This is a genomic window from Streptantibioticus ferralitis, from assembly GCF_029223525.1.
GTDB lineage: Bacteria > Actinomycetota > Actinomycetes > Streptomycetales > Streptomycetaceae > Streptantibioticus_A > Streptantibioticus_A ferralitis.
This window is the reverse complement of sequence record NZ_JARHTQ010000002.1, coordinates 442,256-459,203: the sequence shown is the minus strand read 5'-3', so window position 1 is coordinate 459,203 and position 16,948 is coordinate 442,256. Positions and strand designations below refer to the sequence as shown.

Below are 16,948 nucleotides of genomic sequence, written 5' to 3'. Positions count from 1 at the left end.
TGGCCCCGCGCGGGGATACTGGATCTACGCCTTCTCAGCCAGTGGTTGACGGTGTGTTGGGGCGGGTTCAACACCCCCGGCTCGCTGACTCGCCCGGTCGGCTGGGCGCCGCGGAACGGTCTTCGGTTCCCGGCAACGGGGAGCGAGCCAGTAGGGCCACACAGACGGTGACGGCGGCAGCACCGGCGAGTGCGGGCAGCAACCACAGGCCGTCCCGGACCTGTTCGTGGAAGGCGAGCACGCCCCACAGGACGGAGATCAGCGGATCGGACAACGTCAGGCCCGGCTGGGCGGCGAGCAGTCTTCCGGCATGCATCGCCGACTGCAGCAGGAACATCGCCGTGATACCGGCGGCGATCATGGCGTAGAGCTGCCAGGAGGTGCAGACGGCAGCGATGCCGTGTGGGCTTTCGGACACCGCACCTTTCATCAACGCGGCGGTCAGCCCGAACTGGCAGCCCGCCGCCGCACCGAGGCACGCCGCTCGCCGTCCCCCGAGCTCCGCCCGCGGCGCCACCTTTCCGGTGCGCCCCCACAGCACCGCTGCCACCACCACCGCCAGATTCACGCCGATGCCGGTCGACCAGACGATCCAGTCGGCCGCCCGCGGGTCGCCGCCCGACGGCGCGAGGGAGAACAGCATCACGGCGAGGCCGAGGGTCATCCCGCCGACCGAGAGCCATTCACGCCGGTGCAGCGGGGCGTGGAACACCCGTGCGGCGAGGATCAGGGTCAGCGGGAGTTCGAAGACCAGGATCGGCTCCACGACCGACAGCTCACCGACGGACAGCGCCGCGGCCTGCAGCACAAAGCCCGCCGTCACGCCAAGGACCCCCGCGAACCACACCGGGCGTCGCAACAGCCCCTTGATCAGCCGCAGACTCAGACTGTCCTGCGCGGGAAGTCCGATGCTGGCCCAACGCTGCAGCACAGACGCCGCCGCATTGGCACAGGCAGCGAGGACGGCCAACACATATGTCAGCACGAGGGTCCCATTCGCTCCCGAACACGCCCGCGGGGCGAGCGATGCTCACCTTGATCAACTGCTTCCTGCCCGTTGGTGTCCCCGTTGCCGGATTCCGCCGCTACCACCAGTCCCAGGAAACCGCCCAGGTCAAACGCGCGCCTACGCCTGCGCGCCGTCCGCAGGGTGGCCCTGGGGCGAGGCTGCCGTCGCGGGGCCCGGTAGGGCAGCGGATCTGACGGGCCCCCGCGCTACCCCGCGATGCCGTGATCGCGCAGCGGTCCCACAGTGAGGCCCTGGCGGCGGCAGCGTTCCACCAGTTCCGGCAGGGCCTGGAGGGTGACCCGCCATGAGCCGGGGGCGGCCGCGCGATCCGTGTCGTGCAGCAGGACGGTGCCACCACCACGCAGGTCGCGACCCACGTTGCCGACGACGGTGCGGGCGGTGGCCCCGGCCTCCCACTCCCGGCCCCACGCGGACCACAGCACCGGCCGCAGCCCCACATGACGGGCCGCGGCCCACCGGCCGCCGGTGAGGACGCCGTACGGCGGCCGGTACCACCGGGGCCGGCTGCCGCACACGACGGTGACGGCCTCGGCGGTGCGCCGCAGCTCACGCAGATCGCGCAGCGGCGTGGGGCACCAGGGGCGGCGGTGGTCCCAGCCGTGCACGGCGACCTCGTGTCCCCGGGCGGCCAGTTCCCGGCCGGTTTCGGGGGCCTCCAGCAGGGCGCGGCCGAGGACGAAGAACGTGGCGCGGACCGCGAGCCGGTCCAAGGCGTCCAGGAAGTACGGCGTGCTGGCTCGGTCGGGGCCGTCGTCGAAGGTGAGGGCGATGTGCTCCGGGTGACCGCGGCCGTCCAGTGCTGGGAACAGCACCCGGCGCACCGGCGCCAGCCAGGTGCCGGCCGGGCCGATGTGCGCGGCCGCCCCGGCGAGCGCGCACGTTGACAGCGCGCACCGGGCCGGGAACGTGGATGGTGGGCGGTCGGCACGCACGGTGACCAGTCTCCCGCGCCGCGGCGGCCACCTGCGACCGGAGCCGATCCGGATCGGTCACCTGACAGGAGGTAGTGGCGGCCCGGATGGCGGACACCGGTAGCGCGGGACGCGCCGCGTCTCCCTGAGCGGGAAGGTCGCCGCAGCACTGGCGGAAGTCCGCCGCAGCGTGAAGGGTTTTCCCGAAAGGGCGGTGAGAGTGTGGGCCGGCGATTCGTGATCCTGAGCGCAGCCATGGGGGCCGGGCATGACACGGTGGCCGCCGAGCTGGCGCGGCGGCTGTCGGATCGCGGGCATCTGACGCAGACCATCGACGTGCTCGACCTGCTGCCGGTCCGTCTGGGGACCGCGCTGCGCGGCTGCTACGCCGCGACCATCCGCCATGCCCCGTTCGTCTACGACGCGATCTACCAGGCGTACTTCATGTCGTCGCCGCCTGGCCAGGGGCGGCCGAACCTGGACACCAGCCCCGTTGTGGTGCCCGCGGCCCGGGCGCTGCGACGCCGCCTGGCCGCCGATCCGCCGGACGCGCTGGTCTCCACGTTCCACCTGGGCGCGCAGATCGGCGGCCGGTTGCGGGACGAGGGGGCGCTGCGGGTGCCCAGTGTCGTGGTGATCACCGACTTCGCCGTGCACCGGCAGTGGCTCCACCCTGGCAACGACATCCATCTGTGCCCGACCCCTCAGACCGCCGAGGACGTCCGGCGCGGCGGTGGCCGACGCGCTCTGGCGGTCGGACCGGTGGTGCCCGAGGCCTTCCACACCCCGTCGCGACCGGCGCGGGTCGGTGCCTTCGCCCGTGAGTTCGCGGCGCGGGGACCCGGCCGCGTCCCGGTGCTGCTCTCCACCGGTGCGTGGGGGCTGGGGTCGCAGCTGGCGGAGACCGCCGCCCTGCTCAGCGGCCACGGCTGGTTGCCGGTCGTCATGTGCGGCCGCGGGCGGGCACTGCGGCGGCGGCTCCAGCGGGTGTCCGGTGCGGTCGCGCTCGGCTGGGTGAGCGATGTGCCGGCGCTGATGTCCGCCGTCGGTGTGCTGGTGATGAACGCCGCCGGACAGACCGCGGCGCAGGCGCTGGCGGCCGGGGTGCCGGTGGTGAGCTACCGGCCGATCGCGGGGCACGGCGTGCACAGCGCCCGCGGCATGGCCGAGGCCGGGCTGTGTGCCTACGCCCGTTCGCCACGGGAGCTGCTCCAGGCGCTGAGTGACCTGGGGTGCGACGGGCCGGTCCGGCAGGCGCGGATCGACGCGGGACGGGCGCTGTTCACCGCGGACGCCGTGGACATCGTCGCGACGGCCGCGCGGGAGGGCGCGCCGGTGCGCGACCGGGTGCCGGGCGGTCCTGGGTGACGACGTCAGCACGACGTCAGCACCCGTCGCGCGCAGTCCACTCATCCGCTCGGCGGACCCGTCGTCCGGTGTCGGTGGCACAGAACAGAAGGGTTGAACCCTGACGGCCCGCCCAACTGTCCGTTATGACACGCCTGGGGAAGAATGACCGTGGCACGTGCCGGAACACGGACGATGGCCGGACGACCCTCTGCCTGGCAGCACAAGAGCCTGCTGTTGATCGCATATCCGAGGAGGGCTCCTGATGGAAGCCGCCCGAGCGTCTGCGGGCAGTGCGCTGCCGCACGGCGGGAACCCGGTGGCCCGGCGGACCACGGAACGTTCCATGACCGACCCTGCCAGCACACCCGTGGCGCTGATCACCGGGGCGTCGTCGGGGATCGGTGCCGCGGTCGCCGCCCGGTTCGCCACCGAGGGAACCTGGCGCGTGGTGCTCAACGGCCGTGACCACACCCGCCTGGACCAGGTCGCCGCGGCCATCGGCGGCCATCCCGTACCCGGCGACCTCAGTGACCGGGACGGATGCAGGCGGTTGGTGGAGGCCGCCGTCGGCGTGAGCGGACGGGTGGATCTGCTGGTCGCCGCGGCGGGCATCGGCTGGGCCGGTCCCTTCGCGGAGATGCCCGACGCGGCGATCGACGAGATCCTCGCCGTCGACCTGGCCGCCGTCGTGCACCTGGTCCGTCTGGTGCTGCCGCAGATGATGCACCGCAACACCGGGCACCTGGTGCTGGTGGGATCGATCGCCGGATCCGTGGGGGTGCGGGAGGAAGCCGTCTACTCGGCCGCCAAAGCCGCGCTGACCACGTTCGCGGACAGCCTGCGCTACGAACTCATGGGCAGCCGGGTACGGATCTCCATGGTGGTGCCGGGGGCCGTGAAGACCCCGTTCTTCGCCCGTCGCGGGAGCCTCTACCAGCGCTCCCACCCCCGGCCGGTCGAGCCGATGCGGGTCGCCGACGCCGTCTGGGACGCCGTGGCGCACGACCGCAGCGAGGCCTTCGTACCCGGATGGCTGTGGTTCCCGGCCCGCCTGAGAGGCGCCGCCCCATCGCTGTTCCGCCACTTGGCCGCCCGGTTCAGCTGACCGGGCGGCCGTGTCGTCAGCGTTCCGGCAGCTCCAGCACGGCGATGGCGTCCTCCACGAGGCTGCCCAGATAGAGCCGCCCGCCGTGCTCGCACGCACTGGTGGCCGTCCGGTAGCGAGCGCGTGGCCATCGCAGGTCGTGGGCGGTGCGTCCCGCGCTGTCCACCGCCGTGACCCGCAGCGTGCGGCGCGGTCCCGGCCGCATCGACTCGGGCAGCTTCCACAGCGCCCGTCGCAGCACCGGGGGCGTGCGGTGCAGCCAGTCCATCAGGGGGTCGCGCGGTGCGGCGTAGGCGATCCAGATGAGCCCGCCGGGCCCGGTGGTCAGGTTGTCGGGGAAGCCCGGCAGATCTTCGAGGAAGGTGTCTCGATGCCCGGCGCGCGGGCCGGTCAGCCAGAGCCGGGTCAGTCGGTACGCTCCGGTCTCCGCGACGGTGACGAACGACTCGTCGGCCGGGAGCGCGAGGCCGTTGGCGAAGTACAGCCCGTCCAGGACGACTTCGGGCTCGACGGCACCGGGCGCGATGCGGATGAGCCGGCCGGTTCCGGAGTGTTCGAGCAGGTCGCCCAGCCAGTGGTCGATGCCGAACCGCCGACTGGCGTCGCTGACGTAGATCGTGCCGTCGCGGGTGACCACGACATTGCTGCAGAAGCCAAGCGGCTCACCGCCCGCGGACCGCAGGAGCACCTCGGTCTCCCCCGTCTCGGGCACGACGCGAAGCAGACCGGCCCGTGCGTCACACACCAGCAGCCGCCCGTCCGGCTGGAGTTGGAGACCCAGCGGCCGTCCACCGGTGTCGGCGACGGTCGTCACCTCGCCGGTTTCCGGATCGACCCGCAGGATCCTGCCGTCGGCCACGCCGGTGAGCAGCCGCCCCGCGGTGTCGACGACCACATGTTCGGGACCGGTCCCGCCGAGCGGAAGAAGGCGCGGCGCGGATACCGGTACCCGGTCACCGCCGGCCGGACCCGGGCGGGGCGGTGGGCGCCAGGCGACAGGCCGCAGTTCAGGTTTGCTCATCGACGCCATCACGCCTCCGTACCCGCTCGGACTTGCTCCTCGCCGCAGAGTAGGACGGCGGAGAGGCAACCGCCGGGCTTCCGGCCAGATGGCGCGCCATGTCCCGGGGGGCCAGTCGCGGGCGAGGCGCGGGAAGAGCGCCTCCGCGCCGCCGCCCGCATGCTCCAGCAACTGGAGAACAAGGGCGTCGTGAGACGCCGCCGCTCCCCCGAGGACGAACGCCGCGTCCTCGTCCGCCTCACCGAGGAGGGCGCCGACCAACTCGCCCGGCTCCGCGACCACCGGCGCGAGCACCAGCGACGCGGCTGCGCCGACTTCACTCCCGACGAACGGACCCAGTTCGCCGGGCAGTTGCGGCGCCTCGCCGAGATCACCGGCCATCTCGACTGAGCCGCCGCACCGCCTGCGCCGCGGGCTATGGCTCGTCGGTGTCCGGCGGCGCCCAGGAGCAGGCCAGCGAACCACCGACGAGGCCGCAGAGCAGCCCGAGCAGGAAGCCCCCGAAGTTGGCCAGGGGCAGGGAGACGAGGGCCAGCAGAATGGCCGCGATCCCGGCGAAGACCCGCACGTGCTGCTGCAGCCAGAGGATGACGCCCAGGACGATGAGCAGGATCCCGATGACCAGTGACCCGGCCCCGGCCGTGGTGGACAGCGCCAGAGGGAGGCCGCCCAGGCTGAGGCGGGCGAAGGGGAAGTAGATGACGGGCACACCCGCCGCAAGGGTGAACACGCCGGCCCAGAAGGGCCGGGTACCGCGCCAGGTCCTGAACCCCCGCCGGGCCTTGACGACCGCGGCGCGCGGTCCCTGGCTGCTTTCGGACGGTTCTCGGGTCACCTGCGGCAGCCGCGGCGTAGCGGCCGCGGTCCGGGGATCAGAAGCACTCATGACGGCCCGCCAGGACCCGCACCCTGACATCGGGCACATCGAGGGTGACGGCCGAGACCGCGACCGCCTGCCAGCGTGCGTTGGCCAGGAAGGTCGTCGAGGCCTGCTGAGCGAAGCCGTTGGGGTCGAAGAACCGCGAGTGCCGGTCGCCCGGGTTGACCGGCCCCTTGGTGATGGAGCCCGCCGCGACGCCGACGTTCAGGTCGTGGGCGGACTGCTGAGTGGCGTTCAGGGCCGTCGCGTCGATGAAGATGTCCCTCGCCTCGGCCCGGCGCAGCCGGTCCGCACCGGTCAGCCGCAGGGTGTAGGGGCCCAGGAAGGGAACCGGAGTCACCACCGACTCGCACAACCCGCGGATCACTGCCGACCTCAGCCCCGTGACCACCACCGGCACAAGGACACCCTCCCTGGTCACGTCCACGGTGCTGTAGACGCTCAGCCCGTGTCCCACCAGCGAGGCGGTGGAGAGCTGGAACCTGCGGCCGGAGATGAAGAACGAAGCGGCCAGCGCCCCTTGTGCCATACCGATGCCAAGGGCTGTGGCGACCGCTATGCCCGGCACCATGATGGCGGCGAAGAGCTTCCAGCGCGTCCTGCCGAGGCTGTGCGACATCCCGTTCCTCCCTCGTGGAACACCCCGCCGCGGCGCCGGCCTCGCGCTCGGGGCCGGCCCCGCAGGCGGACGGGAAACAGGACGTCACCGCCGCGGAGCGGGTCGTGCCGGTGCCCGGCAGGCCGAGCGGGACGGCTTCCCCGCGGTCGGTGACGAACTCCAGCCTGTTGGGCGGAACGGCTTTCGGCACGCCAGCGCGCGCAGACGAGTGACGAACAGCGCCTCTTCGACCGTCGTGTCCGCCGCCCGCGGCTGCCGACGGATTCAGCGGCGGTCGTGGTCATCGACGAGGTGGGCCGGCTCGCCGTCCGGACCCGGCGATGGCCGCGGGCACTTCTCCGGTTGACGGGACGTCGGCAGGTCCCGGGCTCCCCGGATCGGGGAGAAGAACAGGATCAGTGCGGCGAGCGGGACGCCGGCCGTGGTGATCCACAGTGCGGTACGGGCGCCGAACACGGTGCCGAGCGCGCCGCCGAGGAGTGCCCCGAGCGGGATCGTCCCGTAGCTGAGGAACGCCGTGCTCGCGGTGAGGCGGCCGAGGAGGTCCGGCGGGCAGTAGCGCTGCTGGAAGCCGGCCTTGATCACATTGCCCGCCACCACGCCCGCGGAGACACAGAATCCGCCGGTCACGAAGAGCAGGGTCCCGGCTCCGCCGACGGTCAGCGGGATGAGCAGCGCGAACACCGCAAGACCGAGTTCGAACAGCAGCGTCGCGCGGGCGGTGCCGACCCGCCCGGCCACCCTTCGCGCGGCGAAGGCCCCGACCACCCCTCCGGTACTGACAGCCGCGACGAGTGAACCGACCACCCCGGGAGCCAGGCCGACGCCGCGGACCAGGAAGACCACCTGGAGCGACTGGTATCCCATGAGGGCCAGATTGGAGGCGGCCCCGAAAAGCGCCAGTGTGCGCAACCAGGGGTCGCCGGCGATCAGCCGCAGGCCTTCACCGACCTCGCCGACCAGTGACCCGGAGCGGTGCCCGGACCTGGTGAGACGTGGCTCGCGGTGCCGGATGCCCGCCAGGCAGATCAGGGAGACCAGGAATGTCGCGGCGTTGGCGAACATCCCGTTCGCCGCACCCGCCAACTGCGCTATGAGACCGCCGGATCCCTGCCCGGCGATCTGCGCCGCGGATGCGCTGCCATGCAGTTTGGCGTTGCCCTCGGGCTGGTCGTCAGGTTCCACAACGCTGGGGAGGTAGGCGCTGTACGCGGTCTGGAAGAACACCGCCGCCGTGCCGGTGAGCAGCGCGACGCCCAGCAGCAGACCAATGCTCAACCAGCCGAACCACGCGGCGACCGGGACGCTGGCGAACAGTACGAGCGAGACCGCGGCGCTGACCAGCATGATCGGCCTGCGCCGCAGCCGGTCCACCCAGGCGCCGACCGGAAGGCCGATGATCAGCCACGGGCTCCAGGTGGCAGCGCTCAGCAGACCGACCTCGAACGTGCTGGCGTGCAGGTTGGAGACGGCGATCAGCGGCATGGCCACCCCGGTGACGGACGCACCGAACTTGCCCGCGGTCTCACCGCACCACAGCAGCCGGAAGTCGCGGTGGCGACGCAGCAGGCCACCGCGCATGCCCTGGCTCATACGGTGCCCCGCTCCCTGCGGGGGAAGGACTGGAGCTGCACGACGACCGGGAGCGCGCCGGGTGCGGGCGCCGTGCCCGGAGCGAGGGTGTGCCGGGCGATGACGGCCGCCAGTTCCGCGTTGAGCGCCGCCAGCTGACCGGGGGTCAACCGAAGGTCCGGCCAGTCCGCGAGGGTACCGGCGTTCCGCCAGCCGTCGTCCCAGTCCTCGCCGACGTAGTTCATGACCCGGTTGAAGTACTGCTGCACCAGTTCGTGGACGTAGACCGAGAGCGCGCCCCGGGTGTCGGGATCGTCGCGGAAATCAGCGGTGTTCAGCTCGTTCGAGACGCCGGCCCTTCGCCACCAGCGCTCGCGCTTGGTGCCCCGCCCGGCTTCCTCCTCGATGAAGCCGTGCTCGGCGAGGTGCCGCAGGTGCCAGCTGACGGTCCCGGTGTTCTCCCCGAGGCGTTCGGCGAGCCTGGTGGCGGTGGCGGGGCCGTCGAGGCTGAGCAGTTCGAAGATCCTCATCCGCAGCGGATGGGCCAACCCCCGCAGGCTGCGCGCATCGATGCGCCGGGCGGGCCTGGCGGGCTCTGGTGTGCTCTCGACTTCGTCGGACATACCAGCATCGTAAGTTGCAGAGAACTCTCTGCATAGAGTCCTCTGGAGAGATTCCTCTGCAACTTCCCCCGCCATATGGCGACTTCGCCACGTGCGCCATGTCGCCGCGGCGGCCCGGCCCATCGCCCCCTTGCGCGCGGCGAAGTGCCGACAAGAGTGTCCCGACATGGCATACGCATTCTCAGGCGTCTCGGCGGACGAGCCCGGCTGGGCGGTGTTGACCGAAGCCACCGCCGCGTATCGAACCGCCTTCGGCGATCGGCTGGTGGCCGCCTGCGCGCTGGGCAGTCTGGCGCACGGAGGTTTCGCCCCCACGGTCAGCGATGTGGACCTGGCGTTGGTCCTCGATGGTCGATCCCCGGACGATCAGGCCACGATCGACCGGGTGCGGCAGAACCTGTGCGCTCGCGGCGGTGCGCTGCACCAGCGGCTTTCGGTGTTCTGGAGCTCGCTGGCCGCACTGCGGGAAAACCGGGACGACGGCAGGTTCCCCGCGATCGACCGTCTGGACCTGGCCGAGAACGTCAAGATACTGCACGGAGAGGACATCACCGCGAAGCTTCCACGCCCCGATCGCGCCCAACTCCTCAAGGAAAGCGCCCGCTTCGCGTTGGCCAAACTCGCGACCGATCGCGTCGTCGGCGCGTTCCACCAGCCGGCCATGCTCCTGGACGCGCTCGTTCCACTCACCAGGGTCGTCCTGCTCCCGGTGCGGTTCCTGCACACCACGGCGACCGGACGCCTCGCCGCCACCGACGAGGCCGTGGACCGGTATCTGGCAGACCCACAGCCCGTGGCTGCTGAACTCATCCGTACGACCATGCGGTGGCGGCACGGTGACCCCGTGAACACGGCACGGGCGACCGCGCTACTCAACGCCCGGCTGATTCCGCTGTATCTGCACTACATCGACAGTCAACTCGCCGAACTTCGCAAGGCCGGTTCTGATCTCGCCGCGGATTTCCTCGCGTGGCGCGAGCGGCTCGACAGCAGCGAGTGACGCGGCAACCCCGCACCACGCGCCATACTGCGCCATTCAGGTGAACCACCGTCAACTCTCTTGTTCCACACCGCACCCTTGTGGAGTACTGGATTCATCCAAACCGGTGGGTCGCCCATTCCTCTCCGGGGGAATGACGCGGCCTGCCGGTCTCCCACATGAACTCGTGCGGATGACCTCGTTGACAGGTACGCGCAGTTCGCAGCCTGACGGCGACGTGGACAACACCCTCGTGGAGGACCCGGATTCGCGGTCGGTGCCGCTCACGGGCACCAGCGGGCGGGCGGCTCGAACGACGTCCCAGGAGGCGTCATGTGAGCTCGCGCCTCACCTTCGTCCTGCCATCAGCCCCCGTTCCGCCCATGACCGGCCAGGGCAGTTCGCGGGCGGCAATCAGTCCCACCTTGCCACCTCAACGAGGAGGAACCTCCATGTCCACCCCCGCCCTGCAGATTCCCGGGTTCCCGACCGGATTCCCCTTCCCCGGCGCCCCGAGCATCGGGCTCGTCGTCCCCATGTCCGGGCCCGCCGCCGGCGGCAACCCCGTCCTGATCCTCGGATCGGGACTCGCCAACGCCTCGTCGGTCACCTTCGGCGGCACACCGGCGACCATCCTGTTCCAGGACCCGATCGGGGTCGTGATCATCGTCCTGGCCCCGGCCCACGCCGCCGGAACGGTACCGGTGGTGGTCACGAACGCCGGCGGTACGAGTGCCCCGGCCATGTACACGTACCTGCCCCCGATGGCTCCCGTCGTGGTCAGCCTCACCCCGATCACCGGCCCGGTCACCGGCGGTACGACGTTCACCATCATCGGCACCAACCTCACCGGTGCCACCGTCACCTTCAACGGCGTTGCCGCCACAGGTGTGACGGTGGACCCGACCGGCACGATTCTGACCGGTGTCACCCCGGTGGGTGCGGCCGGCAACGCGACCGTCGTGGTCACCACTCCGGGCGGCAGCACCACCGTCGCCGGCGGCTTCACCTATGTCGCGGTGCTTCCGCCGGTGGCCACCACCATCACGCCCATCACCGGTCCGGTCGCCGGTGGCACGCCGTTCGTCATCATCGGCAGCAACCTCACCGGCGCCACCGTCACCTTCGGCGGCGTCCCGGCGACCGGCATCGTGGTGAACGGCGCGGGCACGGTGCTGGCCGGCGTGACCCCCCCGCACGCAGCGGGCAACGTCGCCGTGGGCGTCACCGCCCCGGGCGGCAGCACCACGGTGGCGGGTGGCTTCACCTTCGTGTGACGTCCCCTCACAGCGTCACCCATGTTCCGGTCCCCGGCCATGCCAACCGGCCGGGGACCGGCACCTCCCGGCACACCAGTTGACCCGGGATCAGGATTCCGACGGCCCGTCCCCGCCGAGGTCCGCGCCCAGCCTGGGGAGCCGATCACGCTCCCCCGCAACGAAGCCGACGTACCAGGCGACGAGGGCTAAACGAACAGCGCTCCGGTGGTTCACTTCCACGCCATGTTCCGGATTCACCAGATCCGCCCTCCGTTAACCGAATGGCCTAGTTGAGTGGGCGCCACGGTCGTGCCACTGGTTGCCTCGGAATCTAGCCGGCGTACCGCCGATTAGGCCCCGGCATAACGATGCTCTGCGGTGTTATGCCGCCGACGACGAGAGGGTGCGGTCCGATGAGGCTGTGTTTCATCGTCGAGGATTGCTACCGCCGCGACAGCATGCCCCTGGCTGTGGCCCGCCAACTGGCAGAGTGGAACCATCACATCGACGTGTTCGAGCCGGGACGGTCCATCGCCAAGATCTCCGATCCGGCCCACGAAGGCTCCCATGACGCCTGGATCCTCAAGACCGTTTCGGGCGGCCCTGGGTTGAGCGTGCTGGAGGCGGTGGCGGCCAGCGGGCTGAACACGATAAACGACGCCCGCGCGATCCGGCTGGTGCGTGACAAGGCGGTCGCGGCGGCCATCGCCCGCCGGGCCGGACTGGCATTCCCCCTGACGTATTTCGCGGCCGGTCCCGCGCTTCTGCACCAGATACCGGACGAGCACTACCCGCTGGTCGTCAAGCCCACGGGCGGCAACTCGGGCCGCGCGGTCCATCTGGTGAGCAAGCCCGCCGAGCTGAGCGGCATCGCCAGTTCGCTCGCCGGTGAAGGATTCCTGCTCGCGCAGCCGTATGTCGTCAACCCCGGCGTGGACGTCAAGGTCTACAGCATCGGCGGGGAGTTGCACGCCACCATCCACCGCTCGCCGTTGCACCCCGGTCTTCCGGTGCGGGGCCACCGGACGGCGCTGACAGCCGAGTTGGCCCAGGTCACCACCGCCGTGGGCGAGGTGTTCGGTCTCGACCTGTTCGGGGTGGACCTGTTGGAGGGGCCGGACGGGTGGGTCGTGGTCGACGTCAACGACTTCCCCAGCTTCCGGTGTGTCCCCAACGCGGTCCAGCGGGTCGCCAGGAAGATCCTTCGGCTGGCCGCGGCGGGCCGTACACAACGTGCGGAGGGCGCCGCCACCCTGCTGACCACCGCCCGGGTCAGCGCCGACGACCGCGAGGGCGACGGGCAGGCGGGGCCGAGCCCGCTCGTCCCGGCGGCTGACGAGCACACCGGCGCGAGGCTGCCATGAGGGTCTGCCTGCTCACCGACAACCCGGCCCATCCGTTGCTCGCCACGCTGCCCGATCTGCTGGGCGAGCGGCACAGCGTCGCGGTGTTCAACCCCGACGACGTGCCAACCGCGGACCCTCGTCCAACCGCCGATCTGTACCTGCTCAAAGCCCACTCGCCGCAGGCGGTCGCGCTCGCCCGGCAGGTGGAGCGCCTGGGCAGCCATGTGGTGAACGGCGCCGCCGCGACCGCACTGTGCCAGGACCGGGTCCAGATGGCCGACCTCGCACGCAAGGCGGGCCTGCCGTTCCCCGACACCCACCACTTCACCCAGTTGTCCGAACTCAGCGGTGGGCTCGCGGACTCGTCGGCGCCGGGTTTCCCGCTCGTCGTCAAAAGCCGGACCAGCCGCCGGATGGACCTGGTGGCCCGGCTCGACGGTCCGGACCGTCTGCGGTCGCTGGAGGGGGACTGGACCGGTGAGCCCGTCGTCGTCCAGGACTTCATCGCCAACGACGGTTGGGACTACAAGCTGTGGTTGATCGGCAAGCAGGTCTTCGCCGGCCTGCGCCACAGCACGCTGGACGGCAGGGTGCCGACCGTGACCCGAACGCTCAACCCCCAGCAACTCCCGCCGGGCTGGCTCGACCTGGCCCGGGCCGCCGGGGAGGTGTTCGACCTGCGGATCTACGGGGTCGACATCCTCGCCACCGCCGACGGGCCGATGGTTGTCGACGTCAATCCCTTCCCCGGGTGCCGTGGCGTCCCCGGCGCTCCCCGGGCACTCGCCACGTTCATCCAGCAGGCCGAGTCCCCGCCTTACGTGCCCGCCCGCCGTTCCAAGGAGCGGCGCCGGTCGTCGGCATCCCCGGTGGCCGTGCTCCATGAGGCGGTACGCGACCTGATCAGCGCGCTCGACGGCGGAGCCGAGAGCGGTCCGGCCCCGGTGGCCCTGCATGTCGCTTCGGTGCGCCGCAAGCCCGGCCGGGGGCTGACCGCGAGCTACCGACCGCACGACCGGCGCGGAACGGCGGGCACGCCGTGGCCGCTGGTGACCGTCCTACTCACCGACTCTGCCCTTGCCGACTCCCGTGTCGGCGAGTTGCTTTCCTCCGCCGACCCGGCCGAGTTCCGCGGTTACTGGCCCGGCATCCTGCGCTGCCCCCGGGTCGGCCTCACCCTGCAGTCCTTCCCCCACGACGCCGACCTGCCCACCCTGTCCGCCGCGTGCGCCACCTCCCCGCTGGACGGCAGGCTGGCCTCGGCGCTGACGGCCGCGGCCAGAACGGTGCTGGACGACCCCGGCGCCCGCGTCAGCGAGCTGCGGGTCAGCCCGGTCCGCTACAAGCCCGCGGCCCGATGTGTACTGCGCTACCAGGTGCGGCTGCCCGGCCAGCACGAACTCGTCTTCTTCGGCAAGCTCTACCGCGACCCCGCCGACGCCGCGGCGGCCTACCGCCTCGCCGAGCAACTGTGGGCGGCACACGACCGCTCGGGCCCGCTCCAACCGGCGGCGGACGGTCGGCCAGCCGCACCCGCCGTCGTACCGCGCCCGCTGGCGCTGGCGGCGGAACTCGGTCTGGTGATCACCGAGACCGCGGGCGGTGCCCACCACGGCGGCCAGTTGGCCGGGACGGCTCTCCTGCGCCCGCCCCGGCGCCTGCGCGCCGCAGTGGGCCCACCGTCCGCGGCACTCGCCGCCAGCGCGGCGGCGCTGGCCTGGATGCACACCAGCGGAGTGGCGTCCGGGCGTGCCGCGCCCCGCGGCGCCGCCTACGCGGCCCGGGCGCGGCGGTGGGCACAGGCCCTGTCCGACACGGTCCACGGACTCAACGGAGCGCTGGACCAGGCCGTTCATCCGCTCGCCGAGGCGCTCACTCATGCCGAAAGCGACGATCTCGCTCTGGTCCACGGGGCGTTCAAACCCAGCCAGCTGGTGTTCTGCCCGCCCTGCCATCCGGTCATCACCGACCTGGACGGTGTCGGCCAGGGCGACCCGGCGCTCGACGTGGGGTACTTCCTCGCCTATCTGCGCCCACCCCATCCGGAACTCGCGCGGCCGGGTGTCCGGGGCTGGTACGAAGCGGCCAGGGACGTCTTCCTCGATGCCTACCTGGCCGCGCTGGCCCGCCACGGCGCCGACCAGGCGCACCTCGCCGCGGTACGCCGACGGGCCGCCCTGTTCGACGCCGCCTTGCTGCTGAAGGTCGCTTCGCGGCGGGTGCGCCGCCTGGGCAGTCCCCGTCCCGCCGAGGTGCAAGCTGTTGTGGCCGAGATCGACCGGTGCCTGGAACGGTTCGCTGAAGGACGTGACGGATGATCCGCTTTCTCTATCGGCACCTGCGGGGCCGTCGGCTGCTCGTCTGCCTCGCGGTCGCGCTCACCTTCGTCGCGGTGGCCAGCGACGTCCTGGCGGCCTTCCCCTTCAAGATCATCCTGGACAAGATCGTCAACCATCGGGATCCGGACATCCCCTTCACCGACTGGCTCATCGACTACTTCGACCGTTTCGGGAACCGCGGCGGAACGGACGCCACGGAGGAGCACACCCAACTCGGGGTACTCCTCTTCGCCGGGCTGATGTTCCTCGCCCTCGGGCTGATCAGCGCGGTGGTCGCCTTCGTACAGCTGTCCGTCGCCGCGTTCGTCGGCCAGGACCTGGGAGCGAAGCTACGCAAGAAGCTGTTCGCGCACATCGAGCACCTGCCGCTCGACTGGCATGTACGCCAGCAGGTCGGCGAGGTCGTCCAGCGGGTCAGCGGCAACATCACCGACATCGAGAAGCTGGTCACCGACGGGCTGGTCGACCTGCTGTCCGGGGTGCTGACCCTCGCCGGGATCCTCACCGTGATGCTGGTGCTCAACTGGCAGTTCACCGTCCTGGCGATGTGCATGGCGCCGCTGCTGTTCGTGACCGTGCTGCTCTACACCCGATGGGTCAAGCGGGCCTCCAAGGAGGCTGCCCGTGCCGCGGGCCATGTCGCCCGGGTGGCCAGTGCCTCCATCACGGCGATCGTCGAGCTCAAGGCGTTCACCCTGGAGCGCTGGGCGGCCCGTGCCTTCGGAGGCCATGTCGACCGGCAGCGGCGCTTCGGTCTCCAGGCCGGGCGGCGCCAGGCCGAGTTCAACCCCCTGGTCATCGTCTTCATCACGGTGAGCGACGTCGTGATCATCACCTTGGGCGCCTGGATCGCCGCCGGCCACGAGCAGGGCTACACGCTGGGGATCCTCACCATCCCCGCGGCCAGCCTCACCATCGGCACCCTGACCGTCTTCCTCGCCTACTCCAAGCAGCTCTACCAACCCATGCGCGACCTGTCCAAGCTCACGTTGCTGGCCTCCACGGCGGCCGCGGCCGCCGGGCGCATCCAGGAGATCCTCGACCAACCCCGGGAGGACCACCGCCTGGCCTCCCGCCGCTACGCCGGTCCGCCGCGCATCCGCGGTGAAATCGCCTACCGCGGCGTGGTGTTCGGCTACGACCCGCACCGCCCGGTGCTGCACGGCATCGATCTGCACATCCGGGTCGGCACCCGCCTCGCCCTCGTCGGACTGTCCGGCAGCGGGAAGACCACCCTCACCCGCCTACTGCCCCGCTTCTACGAGTCCTGGCAGGGCAGCGTCACCGTCGACGGCGTGGACGTCCGCGACTACCCGCTGGGCGTCCTGCGCGACAACATCGCCATCGTGCCGGAGGACTCGATCCTGTTCGAGGGGACCGTCCGCGACAACATCGCCATCGGTCGGCCGGGCGCGACCGACGACCAGGTGATCACCGCCGCCCGGCAGGCCCACATCCACGACACGATCACGGGACTGCCCGGCGGCTACCACTCCGCGGTCCGGGAACTGGGCAAGAACTTCTCCCGCGGCCAGCGTCAGCGCATCGCCATCGCCCGCGCGCTGCTGCGGGACGCGCCGATCCTCATCCTCGACGAGCCGACCACGAACCTCGACGTCGAAGCCGAGGCCGAGGTGCTGCGCGCGCTGGAGCGCCTCACCCGCGGCCGTACGGTCATCGTCATCTCGCACCGGCTCAGCACCCTGGGACAGGTCGACGAAATCGCCGTCCTGCAGGCCGGACGGATCGCCGAACGCGGAACCTACCGGCAACTGCAGGCGCAGGGCGGGCCCTTCGCCCGCCTGCTCACCGAGCAGAACCGCTACGCCGCGGAACCGCTGACGCCCGCCCCGGCCGACGGGACGCCCCAGGAACGCAAGCAGCAGGCGTGAGCGGCTCGCCGGGGCGCCGCCG

At 71.4% G+C, this 16,948-nt stretch carries 15 protein-coding genes; 8 read left to right on the top strand and 7 right to left on the bottom strand.

From position 1 onward, the window contains the following. Positions 1–67 precede the first annotated feature (67 nt). Positions 68–985 (bottom strand): DMT family transporter, encoded by a 918-nt coding sequence (locus tag P2L57_RS04955; RefSeq protein WP_275808795.1) that lies wholly within the window; start codon positions 983–985, stop codon positions 68–70. 230 nt (positions 986–1,215) lie between these two features. Further along, on the bottom strand, positions 1,216–1,962 hold the full coding sequence (locus tag P2L57_RS04950; RefSeq protein ID WP_275808792.1) for a polysaccharide deacetylase family protein: 747 nt from the start codon (positions 1,960–1,962) through the stop codon (positions 1,216–1,218). 234 nt (positions 1,963–2,196) lie between these two features. On the opposite strand from P2L57_RS04950, the gene P2L57_RS04945 reads away from it, so the two are divergent. Together P2L57_RS04945 and P2L57_RS04940 are read left to right on the top strand one after the other, a co-directional pair. Beyond that, positions 2,197–3,309: an MGDG synthase family glycosyltransferase gene (locus P2L57_RS04945; protein WP_303655923.1), complete on the top strand. Its 1,113-nt coding sequence runs from the start codon at positions 2,197–2,199 to the stop codon at positions 3,307–3,309. A 325-nt stretch (positions 3,310–3,634) separates the two neighbouring features. Further along, positions 3,635–4,396 carry an SDR family NAD(P)-dependent oxidoreductase gene (locus tag P2L57_RS04940; RefSeq protein ID WP_275808786.1) on the top strand — a complete coding sequence of 254 codons (762 nt, stop codon included), beginning with the start codon at positions 3,635–3,637 and terminating at the stop codon, positions 4,394–4,396. A 16-nt stretch (positions 4,397–4,412) separates the two neighbouring features. Here the strand turns inward: P2L57_RS04940 and P2L57_RS04935 are convergent, their stop codons facing one another. After that, a complete protein-coding gene (locus P2L57_RS04935; RefSeq protein WP_275808783.1) occupies positions 4,413–5,417 on the bottom strand; it encodes an SMP-30/gluconolactonase/LRE family protein in 1,005 nt (334 codons plus the stop codon). A gap of 159 nt (positions 5,418–5,576) precedes the next feature. Here P2L57_RS04935 and P2L57_RS04930 point away from each other — a divergent pair, with 159 nt between their 5' ends. Next, complete coding sequence (locus P2L57_RS04930; protein WP_275808780.1) at positions 5,577–5,807, top strand: MarR family winged helix-turn-helix transcriptional regulator; 231 nt, start codon at positions 5,577–5,579, stop codon at positions 5,805–5,807. A gap of 25 nt (positions 5,808–5,832) precedes the next feature. On the opposite strand, the gene P2L57_RS04925 is transcribed toward P2L57_RS04930, so the two are convergent. The 4 genes from P2L57_RS04925 to P2L57_RS04910 all read right to left on the bottom strand — a co-directional run bounded on the left by P2L57_RS04925 (position 5,833) and on the right by P2L57_RS04910 (position 9,111). Continuing rightward, the gene (locus P2L57_RS04925) at positions 5,833–6,303 is read right to left on the bottom strand and encodes a DUF6114 domain-containing protein (protein WP_504986653.1); all 471 of its coding nucleotides are present in this window, start codon (positions 6,301–6,303) and stop codon (positions 5,833–5,835) included. After that, positions 6,290–6,916 (bottom strand): DUF6230 family protein, encoded by a 627-nt coding sequence (locus P2L57_RS04920; protein WP_275808776.1) that lies wholly within the window; start codon positions 6,914–6,916, stop codon positions 6,290–6,292. The genes P2L57_RS04925 and P2L57_RS04920 overlap by 14 nt, the downstream gene beginning before the upstream one ends. Positions 6,917–7,180: 264 nt before the next feature. Continuing rightward, on the bottom strand, positions 7,181–8,509 hold the full coding sequence (locus P2L57_RS04915) for an MFS transporter (RefSeq protein ID WP_275808774.1): 1,329 nt from the start codon (positions 8,507–8,509) through the stop codon (positions 7,181–7,183). Then, positions 8,506–9,111 carry an ArsR/SmtB family transcription factor gene (locus P2L57_RS04910; RefSeq protein WP_275808771.1) on the bottom strand — a complete coding sequence of 202 codons (606 nt, stop codon included), beginning with the start codon at positions 9,109–9,111 and terminating at the stop codon, positions 8,506–8,508. Before P2L57_RS04910 ends, P2L57_RS04915 begins: the two co-directional genes overlap by 4 nt. A 166-nt stretch (positions 9,112–9,277) precedes the next feature. On the opposite strand from P2L57_RS04910, the gene P2L57_RS04905 reads away from it, so the two are divergent. The 5 genes from P2L57_RS04905 (at position 9,278) to P2L57_RS04885 (ending at position 16,926) form a co-directional block, all read left to right on the top strand. After that, positions 9,278–10,111 (top strand): hypothetical protein, encoded by an 834-nt coding sequence (locus P2L57_RS04905; RefSeq protein ID WP_275808767.1) that lies wholly within the window; start codon positions 9,278–9,280, stop codon positions 10,109–10,111. Positions 10,112–10,542: 431 nt separating this feature from the next. Next, complete coding sequence (locus tag P2L57_RS04900) at positions 10,543–11,367, top strand: IPT/TIG domain-containing protein (protein ID WP_275808764.1); 825 nt, start codon at positions 10,543–10,545, stop codon at positions 11,365–11,367. Between the two features lie 395 nt (positions 11,368–11,762). Beyond that, on the top strand, positions 11,763–12,713 hold the full coding sequence (locus tag P2L57_RS04895) for an ATP-grasp domain-containing protein (protein WP_275808761.1): 951 nt from the start codon (positions 11,763–11,765) through the stop codon (positions 12,711–12,713). After that, entirely contained in the window at positions 12,710–15,013 is a 2,304-nt protein-coding gene (locus P2L57_RS04890) for an ATP-grasp domain-containing protein (RefSeq protein ID WP_275808759.1), read from the top strand. Before P2L57_RS04895 ends, P2L57_RS04890 begins: the two co-directional genes overlap by 4 nt. Next, positions 15,010–16,926 carry an ABC transporter ATP-binding protein gene (locus P2L57_RS04885; protein ID WP_275808756.1) on the top strand — a complete coding sequence of 639 codons (1,917 nt, stop codon included), beginning with the start codon at positions 15,010–15,012 and terminating at the stop codon, positions 16,924–16,926. The genes P2L57_RS04890 and P2L57_RS04885 overlap by 4 nt, the downstream gene beginning before the upstream one ends. The last annotated feature ends 22 nt before the right edge of the window (positions 16,927–16,948 follow it).